Raw genomic sequence first — 21,338 nt, forward strand, 5'->3', positions numbered from 1 at the left:
GATCACTGTGGTCCACGCTTGGGTGAGATTTGCTCACCCGGTCGTGTGGTCGTTCGCCTCTCGAATGTCGTGAGCGAGCAGGGCGACATACAGGGAGAGCATCGATTCCGGGTCTTCGAGCCGCACTCCGAGCACCTGCTCGATCCGGGCCAGCTGCTGGTAGTAGGCGGTCCGGGAGGTGTGCGCGGCGGCCGCGGCGGCCGACTTGTTGCCGCCGTGTTCGCAGTAATGTCTCAACGCCTGAACGAGTCTGCTGCCCTGCGCGGCGTCGCGGCCCAGCAACGGGCCGAGTTCCCGCGCGGCGAACGCGGTGACCCGTTCGTCCCCGGCCAGCAGGTGCAGCAGGCCGCGCAACCGGACGTCGTCGAGGCGGTGGACCACCCGCTCGGCGTTCTCGGCGAGCGCCGCGGCGGCGACCTGGGCGGCCTCGACGAGGGTCCGGCGCGCGTCGGCGGGCCCGGCGCCCGTCGTCCCGACCGCGACCACCGCGGGCGCGCTGGAACGGGCCTCGTGGACGTCGGTGGCCAGCCGCCGCAGGACCGCGTCGACCCCCGCCTCCGGCGAGAGCGCGATCAGCGCGCGCACCAGCGTGTCGTCGGTGGCCACCAGCGCGGACACCTTGGCACGCCGGGCGGCGAGCGCGGTCGCCTCGGCGAGTTCCCGCAGCAGCACCGGAGTGGACTGCGCGGTCTTGGCGGTCGCGGTGATCCGGGGCCGCACGGCGACCCCGACCAGCAGCCGACCCGTCAGCGGGACTCCGAGCGCGGAAGCCCGCGCCGTCAGTTCCGCGGGCGGCACCGGATTCGCCAGCAGTTCGGTCAGGATCGCGCGGTGCGCCTGGCGTTCGAGGCTGTCGGTGTCCTTGGCGACCAGCCGGTGGACCGCGAGCGCGGACGCGGCGCGTTCGGCGACCACGACGTGCCGCCGCGACGGCGGATCCCCGCAGACGACGACCAGCCGCCCCCAGTCGTGCCCGCGCGCGCCGACCACGGTGATCAGCCAGCCCGCTCCCGGGTGGAAACCGGTCCGCTCGCCGACCTGCACCGGCCGCGACCGCGACGGCCAGCCGGGCAGCAGTTCGCCGGGATCCGTCCCCGCCGTGTCATAGGCGAGGACTTCGTGCGACAGCGTCTCCAGCACGACGGGATGTTCGGTGAGCCTCGCGACCTCGCGCAGGATCTCGCCGGGCTCGGCACCGGCGACCGTCAGCGCGGTGAAGGTCTCGTGGACCCGTTCCGCCGCGCGGAGTTCGTCGACCTGGGCGTCCACGATCAGCCCGTTCACCGCCTCGGTCACCGACACGAACCGCGTCTCCCGCGAAAGGGTGATCAGCGGGACGCCGTGGCGGTCCGCGGCGTCGACCAGCGCGGGCGGCAGCTTGTCACTCCAATGACGGACCAGTTCGACGACGACCCCGGCCACGCCGACCCCCGCCAGATCGGCGACGTACCTCGCGAGCGCGGCGCCGTCGTCGGGCAGCGCGACCCCGGTGGTGAGCACGAGTTCCCCGCCCCGCAGCAGGGGGGCGATGTCCGCGACCTCGGCGACGTGCGCCCAGCGGACCGGGGCGTCCAGCCCCGCCGCGCCCGCCACCACATGCGGCCGGCCCTGGCGCAGCACCGGCAGGGCGAGCACCTCGGCGACGGTCGGGTACATCGGCCTCCCACCTGGTCGGAACGCAGAGAGACAGACTGTACGGCCGGGGGCGGGAGTCCGTACACGTTGCCGATGGCGTCGGTGTGGCGCGCGCACCCAGACTCGACCGGGAGCAGGCAACGGCGATCAGGAGGGCGGAATCCGTGACCGACCGCATCAACCACTGGATAGACGGCAAACCGTCCGAGGGCGTGAGCGACCGATCCGGTGACGTGTTCGATCCGGCCACCGGACAGGTACGGGCGAAGGTCGCCTTCGCCTCCCAGGACGACGTCGACGCCGCCGTCGCGGCCGCGTCCCGGGCACTGCCCGGCTGGCGCGGGACGTCGCTCGCCGGGCGGACGCGGGTGCTGTTCGCCTTCCGCGAGCTGCTGTCGGCGCGGCGCCACGAGCTGGCGAAGATCGTCACCAGCGAGCACGGCAAGGTCGAGTCCGACGCGGCGGGCGAAGTCGCGCGCGCCATCGAGAACGTCGAGTTCGCCTGTGGCGCGGCGCAAATGCTCAAAGGCGGGTTCAGCGAGAACGCGTCCACCGGCGTCGACGTCTACTCGATCTCGCAGCCGCTGGGCGTGGTCGGCGTGATCTCGCCGTTCAACTTCCCGGCGATGGTCCCGCTGTGGTTCGTGCCCAACGCGCTCGCCTGCGGCAACACCGTCGTGCTCAAGCCGAGCGAGAAGGACCCGTCCGCGGCCACCTTCATCGCGGAACTGTTCGCCGAAGCGGGTCTGCCCGACGGCGTCCTGAACGTCCTGCACGGCGACAAGGTGGCCGTCGACGGCCTGCTGGAACACCGCGACGTCAAGGCGATCTCGTTCGTCGGGTCGACGCCGATCGCGAAGTACGTCTACGAAACCGGGACCAGGCACGGGAAACGCGTGCAGGCGCTCGGCGGCGCGAAGAACCACATGGTCGTCCTCCCGGACGCCGACCTCGACCTCGCCGCCGACGCGGCCGTCTCCGCGGGCTTCGGCTCGGCGGGGGAACGGTGCATGGCGGTGTCGGTCGTGGTCGCGGTCGACCCGGTCGGCGACGAACTGGTCGCGAAGATCGCCGAGCGGATCACGCGGCTGCGCGTCGGCGACGGCATGCGGCCCACCTCGGAGATGGGGCCGCTGGTCACCGCCGCGCACCACGAACGCGTCGAGTCCTATGTGGACGCGGGCGTCGAAGCGGGCGCCCGTCTCGTCGTCGACGGCCGCGGGATCGAGGTCGACGGCGAGGAGGGCGGCTTCTGGCTCGGCCCGACACTGTTCGACCACGTCACGCCGGGGATGTCGGTCTACACCGACGAGATCTTCGGCCCGGTGCTGACGGTCGCGCGGGCCGACGGGTACGACGCGGCGCTGGACCTGATCAACGCCAACCCCTACGGCAACGGCACCGCGATCTTCACCAACGACGGACGGGCCGCGCGGCGGTTCCAGAACGAGGTCGAGGTCGGGATGGTCGGCGTGAACGTGCCGATCCCGGTGCCGGTCGGCTACTACTCGTTCGGCGGGTGGAAGGACTCGCTGTTCGGGGACAGCCACGCCTACGGACCGGAAGGGTTCCACTTCTTCACGCGGACGAAGGTCGTCACCTCGCGGTGGCCGGACCCTTCGCAGGGCGGGGTGAACCTCGGGTTCCCGCGCAACAGCTGACGCTTTCGCGCTCCCGCGCGCGCTATGAAAGGCCCGTTACTTGCAAAATTTGCAAGTAACGGGCCTTTCATAGCGTCCCGAGGAGCGACCAGGCTGGCCTTCACCGCCCGAGAGAGCGAGGGTGGACGGAGTCAGCCGAGGAAGCTTCAGGAGGCTCCATGTCCGCACAGCCCGCCCGCCGCTCCGGAACGTTCGCGCTCGGCGGTGATCTCCCCGTCTTCCGCCTGGGTTACGGGGCGATGCAGCTGACGGGCCCCGGCGTCTGGGGCGACCCGAAGGACCCCGAAGAGGCCGTACGCGTGCTTCGCCGCGCGGTCGAACTCGGTGTCACGCTGATCGACACCGCCGACTCCTACGGCCCGTTCGTCGCCGACCACCTCATCAAGAAGGCGCTCCACCCGTACGCCGACGACCTCGTCATCGCGACCAAGGTCGGCTTCACCCGGCAGGGGCCCGGCCAGTGGACCGTCGTCGGCAGGCCGGAGTATCTGCGCCAGCAGGTCGAGCTGAACCTCCGTCACCTCGGCGTCGAACGGATCGACCTGCTGCAGCTGCACCGCATCGACCCCCAGGTGCCGGTGGCCGACCAGCTCGGCGTGCTCGCCGAGCTGCGGGACGAAGGCAAGATCCGGCACATCGGGCTGTCCGAGGTCAGCGTGTCCGACCTGGCCGAGGCGCAGAAGACGGCGCCGATCGTGTCGGTGCAGAACCTGTTCAACCTCGGCAACCGCCGCTCCGAGGCCCTGCTCGACCACGCCACCGAACACGGCATCGGCTTCATCCCCTGGTACCCGCTGGCCACCGGCGGGCTCGCGGGCGACGACAGCCCCCTCGCCGCGCTGGCGAAGGAACACGGCCGCTCTCCCTCGCAGCTCGCGCTGGCGTGGCTGCTCAAGCGGTCGCCGGTCGTGCTGCCCATCCCGGGGACGTCGTCGGTCGCGCATCTGGAGGACAACGTCGCCGCCGCGGAGATCGAGCTGACCGACGCCGAATACGACGCGCTTTCCGCCGCCGTGAGCTGAGGGGACCAGGCGCTTTCCTCTCGGGTCATGCGGGGAAAGCGTCCTTCGGCACCCCGGGCACTATGCCTTCCGTAAACTCGTTGTGAGGACGAGCCGAGGGAGGTGCGGATGGCCAACGCCGAAGAACGCCGTTTCGAAGTGCTGCGCGCGATCGTCGCCGACTACGTGTCCAACCAGGAGCCCGTCGGGTCCAAGGCGATCGTCGACCGGCACAACCTCGGGGTGTCGAGCGCCACCGTGCGCAACGACATGGCGGCGCTCGAAGAAGAGGGCTACATCACACAGCCCCACACCAGCGCCGGCCGCATCCCCACCGACAAGGGGTACCGGCTGTTCGTCGACCGGATCGCCGAGGTCAAACCGCTGAGCACGGCCGAACGCCGGGCCATCACGGCCTTCCTCGACAGCGGCACCGACGTCGACGACGTCCTGCGCCGGTCCGTCCGGCTGCTCGCGCAGCTGACCAGGCAGGTCGCGGTCATCCAGTACCCGATGATGACCAACTCCGCCGTCCGTCACCTGGAAGTGGTCCCGCTCACCCCGGCCAGGCTGATGCTGGTGCTGATCACCGACTCCGGCCGCGTCGACCAGCGCACGGTCGACCTCGGGGACGTCATCACCGAGGAGAACGTCGGCAGGCTGCGCACGGTGCTGAACGGGGCGCTCGCGGGCCGCCGTCTTTCCGAGGCCGCGGCGGCGGTCGCCGAACTGCCGGAGAAGTCGCCGGGAGAGCTGCGCGACAACCTCACCCGTGTCTGTACGGTTCTGGTGGAATCGCTGGTCGAGCACCCCGAAGAGCGGCTGGTCCTCGGCGGCACGGCGAACCTCACCCGCAACGTCTCGGACTTCCCCGGATCGCTGCGGCAGGTACTGGAAGCGCTCGAGGAGCAGGTCATCGTCCTCAAGCTGCTCGCGGCCGCCCGCAACCCCGGTGCGATCACCGTGCGCATCGGTGAGGAAAATGAGGACGAGCAGATGCGCAGCACCTCGGTGGTGTCCATCGGCTACGGCATGGACGACCTGCTGCTGGGCGGGATGGGCGTCGTCGGTCCGACCAGGATGGACTACCCGAACACCATCGCCGCGGTGCGCGCGGTGGCGAACTACGTGGGGCAGATCCTCTCCGGCCGCTGAGCCGCGTTGAGGTCGAAGTCAGAAGGAGAAGGCGAAGACGGTGGCGAGGGACTATTACGGCATTCTCGGGGTTGCGAAGAACGCGACGGATCAGGAGATCAAGCGCGCGTACCGCAAGATGGCCCGTGAACTGCACCCCGACGTCAACCCGTCGGAGGACGCTCAGCATCGCTTCGGTGAGGTGACCACCGCCTACGAGGTGCTGTCGGACCCGCAGAAGCGCAAGGTCGTCGACCTCGGCGGTGACCCGATGGACGGCGGGGCGCGCGGCGCGGGCGGAGGTGACCCGTTCTCCGGCTTCGGCGGACTCGGCGACATCATGGACGCCTTCTTCGGCGCCGCCGGGGGTGGTGGCGGTCGCGGCCGTGGCCCGCGCAGCCGCGTGCAGCCCGGCTCCGACGCGCTCATCCGCCTCGGCCTGACGCTCGAGGACTGCGCCACCGGCGTCGACCGCGAGATCACCGTCGACACCGCCATCGTCTGCGACCTGTGCCGCGGCGCCGGCTCGACCGAAGGCACCGGCAGCCAGACCTGCGACACCTGCGGCGGCGCCGGCGAGGTCCAGTCCGTGCAGCGGTCGTTCCTCGGCCAGGTCGTCACCGCCCGCCCCTGCCCGGTCTGCCGTGGCTTCGGCGAGGTCATCACCGACCCCTGCCGCCAGTGCGGCGGCGACGGCCGCGTCCGCGCGCGCCGCAACGTCACCGCCAAGATCCCGCCGGGCGTCGGCGACGGCATGCGCATCCGGCTCTCCGGCCAGGGCGAGGTCGGCCCCGGCGGCGGCCCGGCAGGCGATCTGTACGTCGAGATCGACGAGGCACCGCACGAGGTGTTCGTCCGGCAGGGCAACGACCTGCACTGCAACTTCCGCATCCCGATGACCACCGCCGCCCTCGGCGCCACGGTGCCCATCGAGACGCTCATCGACGGCGACTACGAACTCGACATCGAGCCGGGCACCCAGCCCGCCACCGAACTCGTGCTCACCGCCAAGGGCATGCCGCGGCTGCGGTCCTCCGGCCGCGTCGACGGCCGGGGCGACCTGCACGTCCACATCGACGTCGTCGTGCCGACCAAACTCGACGACGCCCAGCGGGACCTCCTCGTCGAACTGGCCCAGCACCGCGGCGAAGACGTGCCTTCGCTCTCCTCGAACGGCTCCAAGCCCGGCGGGCTGTTCTCCAAGCTGCGCACCAAGAACCACCGGTAACCCGTGCCCGAGACGACACTGCCGGTCTTCCTCACCGCCGCGCTGCCCGGTTCCGGGCGCACCACGCTCGACGGCGAGGAAGCCCGGCACGCCGCCACCGTCCGGCGGCTGCGCGTCGGCGAACGTCTCGTGCTTTCCGACGGCGAAGGCGGCATGGCGCGCTGTGTCGTCGAAACCGTCCAAGCGGGCCGAGACGCGGCACTCACTCTCGCCATCGAAGAACACTGGATCGAAGAACCGCCCGCACTGCGCGTCATCGTCGCCCAGGCACTCGCCAAAGGCGACCGCGGCGAACTCGCCGTCGAACTCGCCACCGAAGCCGGCGCCGACGCGATCGTCCCGTGGCGCGCCGCCCGCAGCGTCGCCCGCTGGGAAGAAGGAACCCGCGGCGACAAAGCCCTCACCCGCTGGCGCGGCACCGCCCGCGCCGCCGCCAAACAAGCCCGCCGCGCCCACGTCCCCGAAGTCGCCGAACCCGCGAACACCCGCGAACTCGCCGAACTCGTCCAGACCGTTTCCCGCGCACTGGTCCTCGAATCCGGCATCACCACCCGGCTCACCGAGATCGAACTCCCGCCACAAGGCGACATCCTCCTCATCGTCGGCCCCGAAGGCGGCATCACCGACGACGAACTCACCACCCTCACCGACGCCGGCGCGACCGCCATCCGGTTGGGCCCCACCGTTTTGCGCACCTCCACCGCGGCCGCCGTCGCGCTCGGCGCGCTGGGAGTTCTCACCGACCGCTGGACGTGAAAAAACACCCCACTAATTTGCGGCGAGTTATGGCGCGATCACGCAAACAGCCGTTACTCTCGTTAACTGACGCGCAACACACGGTTTCGGCGCGCCACTGGGGATGAAGCCCAGTCGCGCGCGTGAATCCCCGCCGGGCACCTCCCCCCTCGGTCCGGCGGAGCCGCGGCGACGGTGGAGCGACCCCCAGGCTCCACCGCGCCGCGGCGTCTTCATTTGGGGGCTTCGCATGTCGCTTCGCTCATGCTCTGTCCCGAATTTCGACGCCGCGGCGCGGTTCCGCGTGTTGACCCGGGGGGCCGAGCCCCCCGGACCCCCCACGGTGCGTCCGGCGGCGGTTGGCGGCCGGGAGACAGAGCAAAAGCGAAGCGTGCGTAGGTGGTGACGTGGCCGCCCTACGCCGACGCTGGCGCGTCGTCGTGGGCTGGTGAGTGACAAGGCTTTCGCAAGTAGTCCTCTAGTGGCGGTTGTTCTTCTGGTCGTGAAGGCCTCCTTGCCTACCTTGAAAGTAGTGAAGGGGTCCTTCGCTACTTTCGATGTGATCGCTGGTGACACTGAGGCGGGGTGGGCCGGGTGGGGGATAGGGTGGGGCAATGAGTGACGCGGAGACGTTGTTCGAGCGGATCATCGCGGGGGAGATCCCGTCCGAAAAGGTGTACGAGGACGCGACGACGTATGCGTTTCGGGACATAGCGCCGCAGGCGCGGGTGCATGTGCTCGTGGTGCCGAAGAAGCGGTACCGGAACGTGGCCGAGCTGGCCGCGGCGGACCCGCAGGTGCTCGCCGACATCGCCTTGGCCGCCAAGAAGGTGGCGGAGCTCGAGGGGATCGACGAGTCCGGCTATCGGGTGGTGTTCAACACCGACGGTGACGCCGGGCAGACCGTCTTCCACGTGCACGCGCACGTGCTCGGTGGCGAGCAGCTGGGGCATTTCGGGCGCTGAGGCGCACGGCCTGCGGAAACCGGACTGCGTGCCGCCACCCGCAACCAGTAGCATCGACCTTGTCAGTGTCGTTGAAAATCGCAGCGTAAGCGCAGGAAGTAGGCCCGAGGCCACGTGGCCGGAACCGTACCGGGTGAAGCCGCCCGACCCGACGTCACAACGGACGTCACAGCGACGAAGGCCGACGAGGCCGCCGTCACCGAAGCGGCCCAGTCCCGATTCCCCATCCCCGACGCCGCCGCGCTCAGCCTGCTCGGCTCGAGGGACGAAAACCTCCGCGTCGCCGAAGAACTCCTCGCCGCCGACGTCCACGTCCGCGGCAACGAGGTCACCCTGACCGGCGCCCCCGCCGACGTCGCCTTCGCCGAGCGTGTCTTCGCCGAACTCGTGACGCTCGCCGGCCGCGGCCAGCAGGTCGATCCGGCCACCGTCCGCCGCACCGTCGGCATGCTCTCCACCGGTGACTCCGAGTCGCCGGCCGAAGTGCTGAGCATGAACATCATCTCCCGGCGCGGCAAGACGATCCGGCCCAAGACGCTCAACCAGAAGCGCTACGTCGACGCCATCGACAAGCACACCATCGTGTTCGGCATCGGCCCCGCCGGTACCGGCAAGACGTACCTCGCCATGGCCAAGGCCGTCCAGGCCCTGCAGGCCAAGCAGGTCAGCCGCATCGTGCTGACCCGGCCCGCGGTCGAAGCGGGCGAGCGCCTCGGTTACCTGCCGGGCACGCTCAACGAGAAGATCGACCCGTACCTGCGCCCTCTCTACGACGCGCTGCACGACATGGTCGAGCCCGAGTCGATCCCCCGGCTGATGCAGGCGGGCACCATCGAGATCGCGCCGCTCGCGTACATGCGCGGCCGCACCCTCAACGACGCCTTCATCATCCTCGACGAGGCGCAGAACACCACGCCGGAACAGATGAAGATGTTCCTCACCCGGCTCGGGTTCGGCGCCAAGATCGTCGTCACCGGCGACGTCACCCAGGTCGACCTCCCCAACGGCCAGAAGAGCGGCCTGCGGGTGGTCCGGGACATCCTCGAAGGCGTCGAGGACCTGCACTTCGCCCAGCTCACCAGCCAGGACGTCGTGCGGCACAAGCTCGTCGGCGACATCGTCGACGCGTACGAGAAGTGGCAGGCAGTGCAGGACAGCCAGGACCAGGGCAACAACCGGGGCCAGGGCAGCGGCTGGAAAGGGCAACGCCGTTCATGAGCATCGAGATCGCCAATGAATCGGGCGTGAACGTCGACGAGACGTCGATCGTGTCGGCCGCCCGCTTCGCGCTCGACAAGATGGAGGTCAGCCCGCTCGCCGAGCTGTCCATCCTGCTCGTCACCCTCGAGGTGATGGAAGACCTGCACGAGCGGTGGATGGACCTGCCGGGTCCCACCGACGTCATGGCCTTCCCGATGGACGAGCTCGACTCGTCGCGCCGCCCCGACGCGCCCGACGCCTCACCCGCACTGCTCGGTGACATCGTGCTCTGCCCGGCGTTCGCGAAGGACCAGGCCAAGACCGCCGGGCACGCGCTGATCGACGAGCTGCACCTGCTCACCACGCACGGGGTCCTGCACCTGCTCGGCTACGACCACGCCGAACCCGCCGAAGAACGCGAGATGTTCGGTCTGCAGAAGCGGATCCTCGGCGAGTTCCAGGCGGCCGTGGCCGCGGTGGACCGGCGCGACGCGCAGCGCACCGCGGACGACAGGCTCCTCGGCACGGCCGGTCTGGACACCGCGCCCGCCGACGAACCCCCCGCCTAGACATGGGCAGTCCGACCGCGCTGCTGGTCATCGCCATCGCGCTGATCCTGCTCGCCGGGGTGTTCGCGGCCGCCGACGCGGCCGTCAGCACGGTCTCCAAGGCCCGCGCCGACGGTCTCGTCCGGCTCGGGCGCCCCGGCGCGCGTCAGCTCGCGCTGGTCATCGCCGAACGCCGCCGCCACATCAACCTGATCCTGCTGCTGCGGATGACCTGCGAGCTGACGGCCACCGTGCTGGTCACCGTCGACATCCTCGGCTGGATCGAGCCGCTGTGGCTCGCCATCGTGGTCGCCGCCGGCGTGATGGTCGTGGTGAGCTACGTGCTCATCGGCGTCGGCCCGCGCACCCTCGGCCGCCAGCACCCGTACCGGATCGGCCTGGTCGTCGCGGGCCCGGTCCGGGTCCTCGGTTCGATCCTCGGCCCGCTCAGCAGGCTGCTGATCGTCCTCGGTAACGCCATCACCCCCGGCCGTGGCTTCCGCGAAGGCCCGTTCACCTCCGAAGTCGAACTGCGTGAACTGGTCGACCTCGCCCAGGAACGCGGCGTCGTCGAGGAATCCGAACGCGAAATGATCCACTCGGTGTTCGAACTCGGCGACACCGTCGCGCGCGAGGTGATGGTGCCGCGCACGGAGATCGTCTGGATCGAGCACGACAAGACCGTGCGCCAGGCGCTCGCGCTGGCGCTGCGCACCGGGTTCACCCGGCTGCCGGTGATCGGCGAATCCGTCGACGACATCGTCGGCGTGGTCAACATCAAGGACCTCATGCCCGCCTACATGGGCGAGGGCGGTCCGCAGCGCGTGGTCGAGGAGCTGATGAACCCGGCGAGCTTCGTGCCGGACTCGAAGCGGCTCGACGATCTGCTCAAGGAGATGCAGGTCTCGCACAACCACATGGCGATCGCCGTCGACGAGTACGGCGGCACCGCCGGCCTGCTCACCATCGAGGACGTCCTCGAGGAGATCGTCGGTGAGATCACCGACGAATCCGACACCGACGAACGCCCCGAGGTCGAGGAACTCGAAAGCGGCGCGGTCCGCGTCTCGTCCCGGCTCTCGATCGACGACCTGGGCGAACTGTTCGGGATCGACCTCGAAGACCACGACGTGGAGACCGTGGGCGGGCTGCTCGCCGAGCGACTGGGTAGGGTCCCGCTGCCGGGGGCCGAAGCCGAGGTCGCCGGACTTCGGCTGTTCGCCGAAGGCGGTAAGGACCGGCGCGGGCGGATGCGGATCACCACGGTGGTCGTCCATCCCGCCGACGCGACCGCGGTGACCGACCCTGCCCAGGGCAGGCGCCGCACCCGGGTCCCGCAGCCCGATGAAAGTGACAGGAGTGTCGAACATGCCTGAGCTGGACGCCGAGGACGAGAAGCTGGTGACCCTGGCCAGGTCCGCGCGAGCCCGCACCCAGGCCGAGGAAGGCGCCGCGCTGCGCGACACCGACGGCCGCACCTACGCGGCGAGCACGGTCGACCAGCCGTCGTTCAAGCTCACCGCGCTGCAGGCCGCCGTCGCCGCCGCCGTTTCGAGTGGAGCCGAAGGAATCGAGGCCGCCGTCGTGGTCACCGCGGAAGGCCTGCTCAAAGAGGCGTCCGTGCACGCGGTCCGCGACATCGCCGAAAAGGCGCCCATTTATCTCGCCGATCCCAGTGGCAAGGTGCTGAACTGATGGCCGAGCCGCACCGTTCCGGTTTCGCCTGTTTCGTCGGGCGCCCCAACGCGGGCAAATCCACGCTGACCAACGCGCTCGTCGGCAGCAAGGTGGCGATCACCTCCAGCAAACCGCAGACCACCCGGCACGCCATCCGCGGCATCGTCCACCGTGACGACGCCCAGCTGGTCATCATCGACACGCCGGGGCTGCACCGGCCGAGGACGCTGCTCGGCGAGCGGCTCAACGACATCGTCCACTCGACATGGTCCGAAGTGGACGTTGTCGGGCTTTGCGTGCCCGCCAACGAAAAGGTCGGTCCCGGTGACCGGTTCATCGCCGCCGAACTCAAGAAGATCGCCAAGCGCACCCCGGTGATCGGTGTCGTCACCAAGACGGATCTCGTGAAACCCGAACAGGTCGCCGAGCAGTTGCTCGCCCTGCAGGAGGTCATGGAGTTCGCCGAGCTCATCCCGGTGTCCGCTGTGGACGGTTTCCAGGTCGGCGCGATCGCGGACCTGCTGGTGCGCCACCTTCCCGAAGGCCCGCAGCTGTACCCGGGCGGGGAACTCACCGACGAGCCCGAGCAGACCCTGGTCGCCGAGCTGATCCGTGAGGCCGCGCTGGAGGGTGTCCGGGACGAACTCCCGCACTCGATCGCCGTCACCGTCGAGGAAATGCTGCCGCACGAGGGCAGGGACGACATGATCGACGTGCACGCGTTCCTCTATGTGGAACGACCCAGCCAGAAGGGCATCATCCTCGGGCACAAGGGTGAGCGTCTCAAGGACGTCGGCGCCCGCGCCCGGCAGCAGATCGAAGGACTCCTCGGGACGAAGGTCTACCTCGATCTGCACATCAAGGTCGCCAAAGAGTGGCAGCGCGACCCCCGTCAGTTGCGACGACTGGGCTTCTGACTGAACGGAATGTCTCGATTCGGTCGCGGAGACCGGTTGATGATGTGGAACCGGACGGGTGACCTTAGAGTCTCACTCCTCGACTCCGGTGATCGCTGATCGGGCGGCGGCGCGCGGGTCGATTTCCACATCTCATTCGTGAAGGGAAAGCGGTAAATGACCGACAACCAGGGCCTGCCCAACTACTCCGGCGACCCTCAGGGCGGTGGCGGCTTCAACAACCCCGGCCCGCCGCCCAACAACAACCTGGTGTGGGGGATCCTCACCACGATCCTGTGCTGCCTGCCCTTCGGAATCGTCTCGATCATCAAGGCGACCCAGGTGAACACGCTCTGGGCGCAGGGGCAGCCCGCCGCCGCGCAGGAATCCGCCGACGCCGCCAAGAAGTGGGCCATCATCGCCGCGATCGTCGGTGTCGTCCTCGGCATCCTGTACTTCGTCCTGGTGGTCGCTCTCGGCGTCTTCTCGACTTCGGTCGACATGAACAACTACCGCTGATAGCGGCTACCGAGGGGGAGACCTCATGACCGACCAGTACCCGAACTACCCGCCTCCGGGCGGGCCTCCACCGCAGCAGCCGTACTACGGCGGCGTGCCGAACTACGGTCCGCCGCCGGACAACAACCTGGTGTGGGCCATTCTCTGCACGGTGTTGTGCTGCCTGCCGCTGGGTATCGTGGCGATCGTGAAGTCGAGCCAGGTGCAGACGTTGTGGTCGCAGGGCTTCCACGCCGAAGCCCAGAAGGCCGCCGACGACGCGAAGAAGTGGTCGATGTGGGGAGCGATCGCCACCGGCGGTCTCTTCCTGTTGTACATCATCTTCGTCGTGGTGATGATCATCATCGGAGCGTCGGCGGGAAGCTTCACGCCGTGACGACGTCCGTCTACACGGGATTCCCGGCGCGCGGGTTCAAAGCACGGGCCCGCGCGCTGGGGCCGCCCCTGGTCATCGCCGCCGGCGCCGGTCTCGGCTGCGTCGCCCTCTGGCTGGGCGATCCCACCACTCCCGGCGGGCCGCTTCCGGTCTGTCCCACCAAGGCACTGCTGGGCATCTCGTGCCCAGGCTGCGGTGGCATGCGCATGGTCTACAGCGTGCTGCACGGCGACATCCCCGCCGCGCTGCACTACAACGCGGTGTCCTTTGTGGTCGTTCTGCTGCTCGTCTGGAGCACCGTCGCCTGGGCGGTCGGCAGGGTCCGCGGTCGTACGATGGACAGCTGGCTGCACTGGCGCTGGACGCCGCTCGCGTTCGGCGTCGTGTTCGTCGTCTGGTTCGTCATCCGTAACCTGCCCTTCGCCCCGTTCACCTCGCTCCACGTGTGAGTGCCGGGCCGGGACCCGGATCGTCGGTGGCACCGAGTACGCTCCCGCGCACCGGTCTGCTCGGCGTGTACCCATGCCGTACATTCAGCCCGGGTCGCCGCACGAGGCCCCGTGCGCCAGGGGCGAGGAACCAGCGAGGGGATTTCGATGACCACTCCCTACGGCCAGCAGCCGCCGGGACAGCAGCCGCCACCCGGGTCCGGGCCCCAGCCGGGGGACGGGCAGCAGCAGTCACCGCAGCCGCAGCAGCCGTTCGGACAGCCGTCGTCGGGGGAGCAGCCTTCGCCGTTCGGGCAGCAGCCTCCCCAGGGTGATCAGCAGTCCCCGTTCGGGCAGCAGCAATCCTCGCCGTTCGGCCAGCAACAGCAGTCTCCGTTCGGGCAGCAGCCGCAGCAGCCTTTCGGCGCGCAGCAGCAGACGCCGTTCGGGCAGCAACCGCAGCAGTCTCCTTTCGGCCAGCCGCAGCCGGGCCAGCAGGCGCCGTTCGGTCAGGCCTCCCAGTTCGGTCCGCAGCAGGACTACGCCCACTGGGGCCTGCGGGCGGGCGCGACCCTCATCGACTTCGGGCCGATCGTCGTGCTCCCGATCATCGGTTCCATCATCTCCGCGACGGGGTCCTACACGGTCGGCATGATCATCGCCGGTCTCGGCTACCTCGCGGGACTCGGCTGGACCATCTACAACCGGTGGATCCAGATGGGGAACACGGGCCAGTCCCTCGGCAAGAAGGTCCTGAAGATCAAGCTCGTCCGCGAGGCCGACGGGCAGCCCATCGGCCCGTTGATGGCCTTCGTCCGGGACCTGTGCCACAACCTGGACGGCTGGGTCTGCGGCCTCGGTTACCTCTGGCCGCTGTGGGACCAGAAGAAGCAGACGTTCGCCGACAAGATCCTCAGCACCGTCGTCGTCCCCGGCGAGGCCACCGCGCCCGCGTCGGCGCCGTTCGGCCAGAGCCCGGGATTCCCCGCGCCGTCGCAGTCGTTCCCCGCGCAGCCTTCGCCGTTCGGTCAGCCGCAGCAGCCGTTCGGCGCGCAGCCCCAGCAGCCCCAGCAGCCGCAGCCGGGCCAGTTCGGTCAGCAGCCCGCGCAGCCGTTCGGACAGCAGTCCTCTCAGCCGTCCCAGCCGTTCGGTCAGCAGCCGCAGGGAACCGCGGCACCGTCCCCGGAGTCCCAGCCCGGACCGGCTTTCGGCGAGGCCGAGCCCACCCAGGTGCTTCGTCCCGGTCAGCAGTCTCAGCAGGCGCCGTCCGGGTTCGACGAAGCCGAGCCGACGCAGAAGATCACGCCGGAGCAGCTGAGGCAGCAGCTGCCGGGGGCGGACGGGCCGAACGGGCCCGGAACGCCGCAGCAGTAACGGAACGACCGGCGGGATCCACCCGCCGGGAAGCACGACACAAATGGGGAACCCGATGACGAACCCGTACGGCCAGCAGCCTGGCTACGGCCAGCAGCAGCCCTATGGCCAGCAGCCTCAGCCCGGATACGGACCTCCGTCCGGCGCCACGCCCGCGCCGTACGGTCAGCCCTCCGGCGCCACCCCCGCGCCCTACGGTCAGCCGTCGGGGGCGAACCCGATGCCGTACGGCCAGCCCGCTCCCTATGGTCAGCCTTCGCCCTACGGCCAGCCCGCGCCTTATGGTGCCCCGGGTGGCATGCCCGGTGGCGGCGGTGACATCAACTCGATCCCCGACTACAAGGGCTGGGCGATCGGCTGCATCTTCCTCTGCTGGATCATCGCGATCTTCGCGATCATGAAGTCCAACGAGGTCAACACCTACAAGATGCAGGGCAACTACGCCGCTGCCATGGACGCGTCGAGGTCGACGAAGACCATGTGCATGATCGCATCGATCATCGGTGGTGTCGGCTGCCTGTTCTCCCTTCTCTATTTCGTCGTGATCGCCGCGTCGTTCTAGTCCGAAAAACAACGAGGAACACTTCACATGACCAACCCTTACGGCCAGCAGCAGCCCTACGGCCAGCAGCCTCAGCCGGGCTACGGCCCGCCGTCCGGCGGCATGCCCTCTCCCTATGGCCAGCCGGCCCCGTACGGCCAGCCGTCCCCCTACGGCGCTCCGGGCGGCATGCCCGGTGGCGGCGGTGACATCAACGCCATCAAGGATTACAAGGGCTGGGCGATCGGCTGCATCTTCCTCTGCTGGATCATCGCGATCTTCGCGATCATGAAGTCCAACGAGGTCAACACCTACAAGATGCAGGGCAACTACGCGGCCGCCGCGGACGCGTCGAGGTCGACGAAGACGATGTGCATGATCGCGTCGATCATCGGCGGGCTCGGCTGTCTCGTCGGCATCGTCATCTTCATCTTTTCGATCATCGCGGCTTCGACGGCGACCTACAGCTGCTACGGCAGCTACTGCTGATTCCGGGGCGCACCACCCCGATGTCGGTCCCAGGTGGGACGATGTCGGGGTGGTGAACCTCTATCGCGACACCGGAGTGGTGTTGCGGACGCACAAGCTGGGTGAGGCCGACCGGATCATCACCCTGCTCACGCGGCGGCACGGCAAGGTCCGTGCGGTCGCGAAAGGCGTGCGTCGGACGTCGTCGCGCTTCGGGGCCCGGTTGGAGCCGTTCGGGCACGTCGACGTCCAGTTCTACACCGGCCGCTCCCTCGACGTGATCACCCAGGTCGAGACGGTCGACGCCTTCGCGCTGCCGCTGGTGGCCGATTACCAGCGCTACACCGCCGCGAGCGCCATCGCCGAAACGGCGGACCGGCTCTCCGCCGAAGAGGGCGAGCCGGTGCTGAAGCTCTACATGCTCGTCGTCGGCGCCCTTCGGGCACTCGCGGGCGGCGAGCGGGACAGTTCCCTCGTGCTCGACGCCTTCTTCCTGCGGGCCATGGCCTACGCGGGATGGGCGCCCGCGATCACCGAATGCGCCCGGTGCGGCCTGCCGGGTCCGCACAAGGCGTTCAGCGTGTCCGCCGGCGGTTCGATGTGCCCGGATTGCCGGGTTCCCGGCTGTGTCCACCCCTCCCATGAGGTCCTGACCCTGCTCGCGGCGCTCCTGCACGGGGAGTGGCCGGTGGCCGAAGCGTCGCAGCCGGTGCCGCGGCGGGACGCTTCCGGCCTGGTCGCGGCGCATCTGCAGTGGCATCTGGAGCGCCAGTTGCGCTCGCTGCCGCTGGTGGAGAGGCGTGCGCGGGAGGGCGTCACTCCGGCGCAGTAGGGTCGCAGGCACAGGTTCACTCGATCAGGAGGCTCGAAGGTGCTGCGCAGGGGACGCGAGAACAAGGCGTCGCAAATCGAGCTTCGCGCGCCGGAGCCGCATCCGTCCGGTGCCCGGCCGCCGGAGATCCCCCGGGAACTCCTCCCGAAGCATGTGGCGCTGGTGATGGACGGCAACGGCCGCTGGGCCAACCAGCGGGGCCTGCCGCGGATCGAGGGCCACAAACGCGGTGAAGCGGTGATGATCGACGTCGCCAGCGGTGCCGTGGAACTCGGCGTCAAATGGCTGTCGGTGTACGCGTTCTCCACCGAGAACTGGAAGCGGAGCCCGGAAGAGGTCCGCTTCCTGATGGGCTTCAACCGCGACACCATCCGCCGCCAGGTCGACTACCTCGGCTCGATCGGCGTCCGCATCCGCTGGGCGGGCCGCCGTCCGAAGCTGTGGGCGAGCGTCATCAAGGAACTGCAGGTCGCCGAGGAGAAGACCAAGGACAACACGGCGCTGAACATGACCATGTGCGTCAACTACGGCGGCCGTGCCGAACTGGCCGACGCCATGCGCCGGGTCGCCCAGGACGTCGCCGACGGGAAGCTGAACCCGGACAAGGTCACCGAGAAGACCATCGGGAAGTACCTGTACCAGCCCGACATGCCGGACGTGGACCTGTTCCTGCGGCCGTCGGGGGAGCAGCGGACGTCGAACTTCCTGCTCTGGCAGTCGGCCTACGCCGAGATGGTCTACCAGGACACGCTCTTCCCCGACTTCGACCGCACCCACCTGTGGCGGGCGTGCCTCGAGTTCGCGAAACGGGACCGCCGCTTCGGCGGCGCCATCGACAAGGCTTCGGAAGGAACCTCATGACCACCGAAGCGGCGGACACGGCGGCCCTGCTCACCTCCGCGCGGGAAGCGCTCGAGCGCTACCTCGAAGTCCACGTCGACGACGACGGCGCGCTGACCTTCTCTCACGCGGACGTCCCCTGCGTCATCCAGGCGACCCGGCTGGCCGAAGGGCTGACCGTGCTGAGCCTGACCTGCGTGGTCGCCTGGGATCTGCCGGACGACCCGGCGATCGCGGTTTCGGCGGCGGAACGCGCCGGGCAGGGCCTGTTCGGGACGCTCGGGGTCGTGCGCTCGGAAAAGGGCATCGACATCACGCTGAGGTACGCGTTCCCGGCCGAGGGCATGGAGTCCTCGCCGCTCGGGACGCTGCTCATGCTGGTCATCTCGACCGCTTCGCAGCTGCGCACCGACCTGCTGGGCACCGCTCCCGGGGAGTGACCGCCGGGACACAGGGTCACCTGGCATCATCTCGCGCATGGAAACCATTTCCAGGAGCGCCCCGGAGAAGAAGCCGGCCCGGCGGTTCAAGATCACCTCGATCGAGGTGCTCTGCGCGATCCTGCTGATCGCGATCCTCGGGCAGAGCTGGCTCCAGCAGGTCTTCGACGTGCCCGCGCTGCGGACCGGCTCGACGGTGTTCGTCGCGGTGTGCGTGCAGGCGCTGCCGTTCCTGGTGCTCGGGGTGCTGATCAGCGGCGCGATCGCGGCGTTCGTCCCCGCGCGGGTGCTGGAGAAGGTGCTTCCCCAGCGAGCCGGTGCGGCGGTCGGCGTCGCGGGGCTGGCCGGGGTCGCCCTGCCGGGCTGTGAATGCGCGTCGGTGCCTGTCGCGCGGCGGCTGATCGGGCAGGGCGTCGCGCCCGCGGCCGCGCTGACGTTCCTGCTGGCCGCGCCCGCGGTGAACCCGGTGGTGCTGGTCGCCACGGCGGTGGCGTTCCCCGGGAACCCGGAGATGGTGTTCGCCCGGTTCGCCGGTTCGCTCGCCACGGCGATGGTGATGGGCTGGCTGTGGGCGAAGTGGGGCAAGCTCGACTGGATCGCGGAACGGGCGCTGCGTCGGCTGCCTGAGGTCCAGCACGGTTCGCGCTGGAAGACCTTCGCCGAGACCGCGCGCGGGGACCTGGTCGAGGCGGGCGGTTTCCTCGTGCTCGGCGCGATGATCGCGGCCACGATGAACGTGCTGGTGCCCGCCAAGTGGTTCGGCGTGCTGGGGGAGCAGATCGTGCTCGGGGTGCTGGTGATGGCCGTGCTCGCCGTCGTCCTGGCCCTGTGCAGTGAGGCGGACGCCTTCGTCGCCGCGTCGCTGACCGCGATGCCGCTGCTGCCGAAACTGGTGTTCCTCGTGGTCGGTCCGGCCATCGACGTCAAGCTGTTCGCCTTGCAGACCGGCACCTTCGGCAAATCCTTCGCGCTGCGGTTCGCGCCGGTGACGTTCGTCGTCGCGCTGTCCTGCGCCGTGGTCTCGGGCGTGCTCATCCTCGGAGGTGGCGCGTGAAACGCGAGACCCAGAACATCCTGCTGATCCTGCTCGGCGGGGCGCTGCTCAAGATCACCGTCAACGGCGACTACCTGCGCTACGTCAAACCCGCGCAGCAGCCGTGGATCATCGCGGGCGGCGCGGTGATGGTCGCGCTGGGCGCGGTCGCGATCGTCCGCGACCTGCTGGCCGCCCGGGCCGCCGCCGCTGTCTCAGGGGATGTCCACGCGCACGACCACAACACGCGTTCGGCCTGGCTGCTGATGGTGCCGGTGCTGGCCGTCTTCCTGGTCGCGCCGCCCGCGCTGGGCGCCGACTCGGTGACCAGGACCGAGGCCAGGGCGCCGCAGAGCGCGTCGGCGAGCAACGCGGCCGCCTTCCCGCCCCTGCCCGCCGGCGACGTGGTGCCGCTGGAGGTCAACGAGTTCGTCAGCCGCGCGGGCTGGGACAAGAGCGGGTCCCTGAACGGGCGCACGGTGCGGCTGTCCGGGTTCGTCGTGCACAACGAAGGCAACACGATGCTGGCCAGGCTGGTGATCGGCTGCTGCGCGGCCGACGCCTTCCCGATCACCGTGCGGCTGGTGGGCGACGGCGTTTCTGGGTTCGGCAACGACACCTGGCTGGAGGTGACCGGCGTCGTCGTCCCGGGGACGGCCGTGCGGGAGAACAGCTACATGCCGGACTTGACGCTCACTTCGGTGCGGCAGGTTCCGGCGCCGAAGGACCCTTACGAGTACTGACCCGATGCGCCAGCGTGCAATGAAGGGGACTTTCATTGCAAAATTTGCAATGAAAGTCCCCTTCATTGCACGGGCGCGTCAGTGATTCGAGCAGGTCCCGACGATCTCCACGGTGTGGCTGATGTCGGAGAAGCCGTGCTCCGAGGCGATCTTCTCGGCCCAGCGTTCGACCGCGGGCCCCTCCACCTCGACGGTGCTGCCGCAGAGACGGCACACCAGGTGATGGTGGTGGTGCGACGAGCAGCGCCGGTAGATGGCCTCGCCGGTGTCGGTGCGCAGGACGTCGATCTCGCCGGCCTCCGACAGTGACTGCAGGGTCCGGTACACCGTGGTGAGCCCGATACCGTCGCCGCGTTTGCGCAGCTCGTCGTGCAGTTCCTGGGCGGAACGGAAGTCGTCGATCGCCTTGAGCAGCTCGACCACGGCGGCCCGCTGTTTCGTCGACCGGCGTCCCGGTACCGGCGCGGAACTGTTGGCCGTCGTGGGACTCATGCTCACTTCCCCTCCTGAACGTGGGCTACGGCGTCCACCACGATATGCGCAAGGTGATCGTCGACCAGTCGGTACACCACCTCACGGCCGCGCCGCTCACCCTGTACGACGCCCGCCGTCTTGAGCACCCGGAGGTGCTGGCTGATCAGCGGCTGCGCGACATCGAGCGTGTCCACAAGTTCGTGTACGCACCTGTCCGCGTTACGCAGCTGCAGGACGATGGCGATGCGCACGGGCGCGGCGAGCGCCCTGAGCAGGTCGCCGGCGTCCGCGAGGGCGGCGGCCGAGGCCGAGGCCGCGGGCTCGGCGGGGGGCCGGGCCGTCGAATGCGGGCCGGGGTCTTCCGTGAAGCCCGGGGCGGCAGAGTCCGGGGTCACCGTAGCCATGGCCGCCTCCAAGTTCATCATGATTTCCGAAGTCATTGCCAGTAACAGTCCAGCCCATCTTAGTGTTCCCGTCCCGCGTGGTCTGTTCGCCGAGCGGTCGACCACTTGGCGGCGCCGTTACTGCTCCTTTCGGGTGACTTCGCAAAGAAATGACCATTCCACTTCGCATGTGGTCGCTAACGGTGC

At 69.3% G+C, this 21,338-nt stretch carries 25 protein-coding genes; 22 read left to right on the top strand and 3 right to left on the bottom strand.

From position 1 onward, the window contains the following. Positions 1-33: 33 nt before the first annotated feature. Entirely contained in the window at positions 34-1,656 is a 1,623-nt protein-coding gene (locus BKN51_RS02535; protein ID WP_101606069.1) for a PucR family transcriptional regulator, read from the bottom strand. Between the two features lie 143 nt (positions 1,657-1,799). Here BKN51_RS02535 and BKN51_RS02540 point away from each other — a divergent pair, with 143 nt between their 5' ends. From BKN51_RS02540 to BKN51_RS02645, 22 genes are all read left to right on the top strand, one after another. Beyond that, complete coding sequence (locus BKN51_RS02540) at positions 1,800-3,296, top strand: CoA-acylating methylmalonate-semialdehyde dehydrogenase (protein WP_101606070.1); 1,497 nt, start codon at positions 1,800-1,802, stop codon at positions 3,294-3,296. Between the two features lie 158 nt (positions 3,297-3,454). Continuing rightward, positions 3,455-4,318, top strand: coding sequence for an aldo/keto reductase (locus BKN51_RS02545; RefSeq protein WP_101606071.1), 864 nt, complete (start codon positions 3,455-3,457; stop codon positions 4,316-4,318). 108 nt (positions 4,319-4,426) lie between these two features. Continuing rightward, positions 4,427-5,452 (top strand): heat-inducible transcriptional repressor HrcA, encoded by a 1,026-nt coding sequence (gene hrcA / locus BKN51_RS02550; protein ID WP_101606072.1) that lies wholly within the window; start codon positions 4,427-4,429, stop codon positions 5,450-5,452. Positions 5,453-5,492: 40 nt separating this feature from the next. Then, positions 5,493-6,659 carry a molecular chaperone DnaJ gene (dnaJ, locus tag BKN51_RS02555; RefSeq protein WP_101606073.1) on the top strand — a complete coding sequence of 389 codons (1,167 nt, stop codon included), beginning with the start codon at positions 5,493-5,495 and terminating at the stop codon, positions 6,657-6,659. Positions 6,660-6,662: 3 nt separating this feature from the next. Further along, on the top strand, positions 6,663-7,415 hold the full coding sequence (locus tag BKN51_RS02560; protein WP_101606074.1) for a 16S rRNA (uracil(1498)-N(3))-methyltransferase: 753 nt from the start codon (positions 6,663-6,665) through the stop codon (positions 7,413-7,415). Between the two features lie 593 nt (positions 7,416-8,008). Next, positions 8,009-8,359, top strand: coding sequence for a histidine triad nucleotide-binding protein (locus BKN51_RS02565; RefSeq protein WP_101606075.1), 351 nt, complete (start codon positions 8,009-8,011; stop codon positions 8,357-8,359). 114 nt (positions 8,360-8,473) lie between these two features. Continuing rightward, on the top strand, positions 8,474-9,577 hold the full coding sequence (locus BKN51_RS02570; protein WP_101606076.1) for a PhoH family protein: 1,104 nt from the start codon (positions 8,474-8,476) through the stop codon (positions 9,575-9,577). After that, complete coding sequence (ybeY, locus tag BKN51_RS02575) at positions 9,574-10,128, top strand: rRNA maturation RNase YbeY (protein ID WP_101606077.1); 555 nt, start codon at positions 9,574-9,576, stop codon at positions 10,126-10,128. Before BKN51_RS02570 ends, ybeY begins: the two co-directional genes overlap by 4 nt. Before the next feature lie 2 nt (positions 10,129-10,130). Continuing rightward, positions 10,131-11,483, top strand: coding sequence for a hemolysin family protein (locus tag BKN51_RS02580; protein WP_101606078.1), 1,353 nt, complete (start codon positions 10,131-10,133; stop codon positions 11,481-11,483). Beyond that, positions 11,476-11,802, top strand: coding sequence for a cytidine deaminase (locus tag BKN51_RS02585; RefSeq protein WP_101606079.1), 327 nt, complete (start codon positions 11,476-11,478; stop codon positions 11,800-11,802). The genes BKN51_RS02580 and BKN51_RS02585 overlap by 8 nt, the downstream gene beginning before the upstream one ends. After that, positions 11,802-12,701 (top strand): GTPase Era, encoded by a 900-nt coding sequence (gene era, locus BKN51_RS02590; protein WP_101606080.1) that lies wholly within the window; start codon positions 11,802-11,804, stop codon positions 12,699-12,701. Before BKN51_RS02585 ends, era begins: the two co-directional genes overlap by 1 nt. 156 nt (positions 12,702-12,857) lie before the next feature. Further along, entirely contained in the window at positions 12,858-13,199 is a 342-nt protein-coding gene (locus tag BKN51_RS02595) for a CD225/dispanin family protein (RefSeq protein WP_101606081.1), read from the top strand. A gap of 25 nt (positions 13,200-13,224) precedes the next feature. Beyond that, positions 13,225-13,575 (top strand): CD225/dispanin family protein, encoded by a 351-nt coding sequence (locus BKN51_RS02600; RefSeq protein WP_101606082.1) that lies wholly within the window; start codon positions 13,225-13,227, stop codon positions 13,573-13,575. Further along, positions 13,572-14,024 carry a DUF2752 domain-containing protein gene (locus BKN51_RS02605; RefSeq protein WP_101606083.1) on the top strand — a complete coding sequence of 151 codons (453 nt, stop codon included), beginning with the start codon at positions 13,572-13,574 and terminating at the stop codon, positions 14,022-14,024. The genes BKN51_RS02600 and BKN51_RS02605 overlap by 4 nt, the downstream gene beginning before the upstream one ends. Positions 14,025-14,171: 147 nt before the next feature. Next, on the top strand, positions 14,172-15,377 hold the full coding sequence (locus BKN51_RS02610) for an RDD family protein (protein WP_101606084.1): 1,206 nt from the start codon (positions 14,172-14,174) through the stop codon (positions 15,375-15,377). A gap of 55 nt (positions 15,378-15,432) precedes the next feature. Next, on the top strand, positions 15,433-15,939 hold the full coding sequence (locus tag BKN51_RS02615) for a CD225/dispanin family protein (RefSeq protein ID WP_174720386.1): 507 nt from the start codon (positions 15,433-15,435) through the stop codon (positions 15,937-15,939). 27 nt (positions 15,940-15,966) lie between these two features. After that, positions 15,967-16,407, top strand: coding sequence for a CD225/dispanin family protein (locus BKN51_RS02620; RefSeq protein WP_101606086.1), 441 nt, complete (start codon positions 15,967-15,969; stop codon positions 16,405-16,407). 49 nt (positions 16,408-16,456) lie between these two features. Then, a complete protein-coding gene (gene recO / locus BKN51_RS02625) occupies positions 16,457-17,218 on the top strand; it encodes a DNA repair protein RecO (protein ID WP_101606087.1) in 762 nt (253 codons plus the stop codon). A 39-nt stretch (positions 17,219-17,257) separates the two neighbouring features. Further along, entirely contained in the window at positions 17,258-18,079 is an 822-nt protein-coding gene (locus BKN51_RS02630; protein ID WP_101606088.1) for an isoprenyl transferase, read from the top strand. Further along, a complete protein-coding gene (locus BKN51_RS02635) occupies positions 18,076-18,498 on the top strand; it encodes a hypothetical protein (RefSeq protein ID WP_101606089.1) in 423 nt (140 codons plus the stop codon). Before BKN51_RS02630 ends, BKN51_RS02635 begins: the two co-directional genes overlap by 4 nt. A gap of 37 nt (positions 18,499-18,535) precedes the next feature. After that, positions 18,536-19,552, top strand: a complete 1,017-nt coding sequence (locus BKN51_RS02640) for a permease (RefSeq protein WP_101606090.1) — start codon at positions 18,536-18,538, stop codon at positions 19,550-19,552. Then, entirely contained in the window at positions 19,549-20,274 is a 726-nt protein-coding gene (locus tag BKN51_RS02645) for a TIGR03943 family putative permease subunit (protein ID WP_101606091.1), read from the top strand. Before BKN51_RS02640 ends, BKN51_RS02645 begins: the two co-directional genes overlap by 4 nt. Before the next feature lie 78 nt (positions 20,275-20,352). Here the strand turns inward: BKN51_RS02645 and BKN51_RS02650 are convergent, their stop codons facing one another. Beyond that, a complete protein-coding gene (locus tag BKN51_RS02650) occupies positions 20,353-20,766 on the bottom strand; it encodes a Fur family transcriptional regulator (RefSeq protein ID WP_101606092.1) in 414 nt (137 codons plus the stop codon). A 2-nt stretch (positions 20,767-20,768) separates the two neighbouring features. Continuing rightward, positions 20,769-21,152: an ArsR/SmtB family transcription factor gene (locus BKN51_RS02655; RefSeq protein WP_101613013.1), complete on the bottom strand. Its 384-nt coding sequence runs from the start codon at positions 21,150-21,152 to the stop codon at positions 20,769-20,771. Between the last annotated feature and the right edge of the window lie 186 nt (positions 21,153-21,338).

The organism is Amycolatopsis sp. BJA-103, assembly GCF_002849735.1.
Taxonomy (GTDB): Bacteria; Actinomycetota; Actinomycetes; order Mycobacteriales; family Pseudonocardiaceae; genus Amycolatopsis.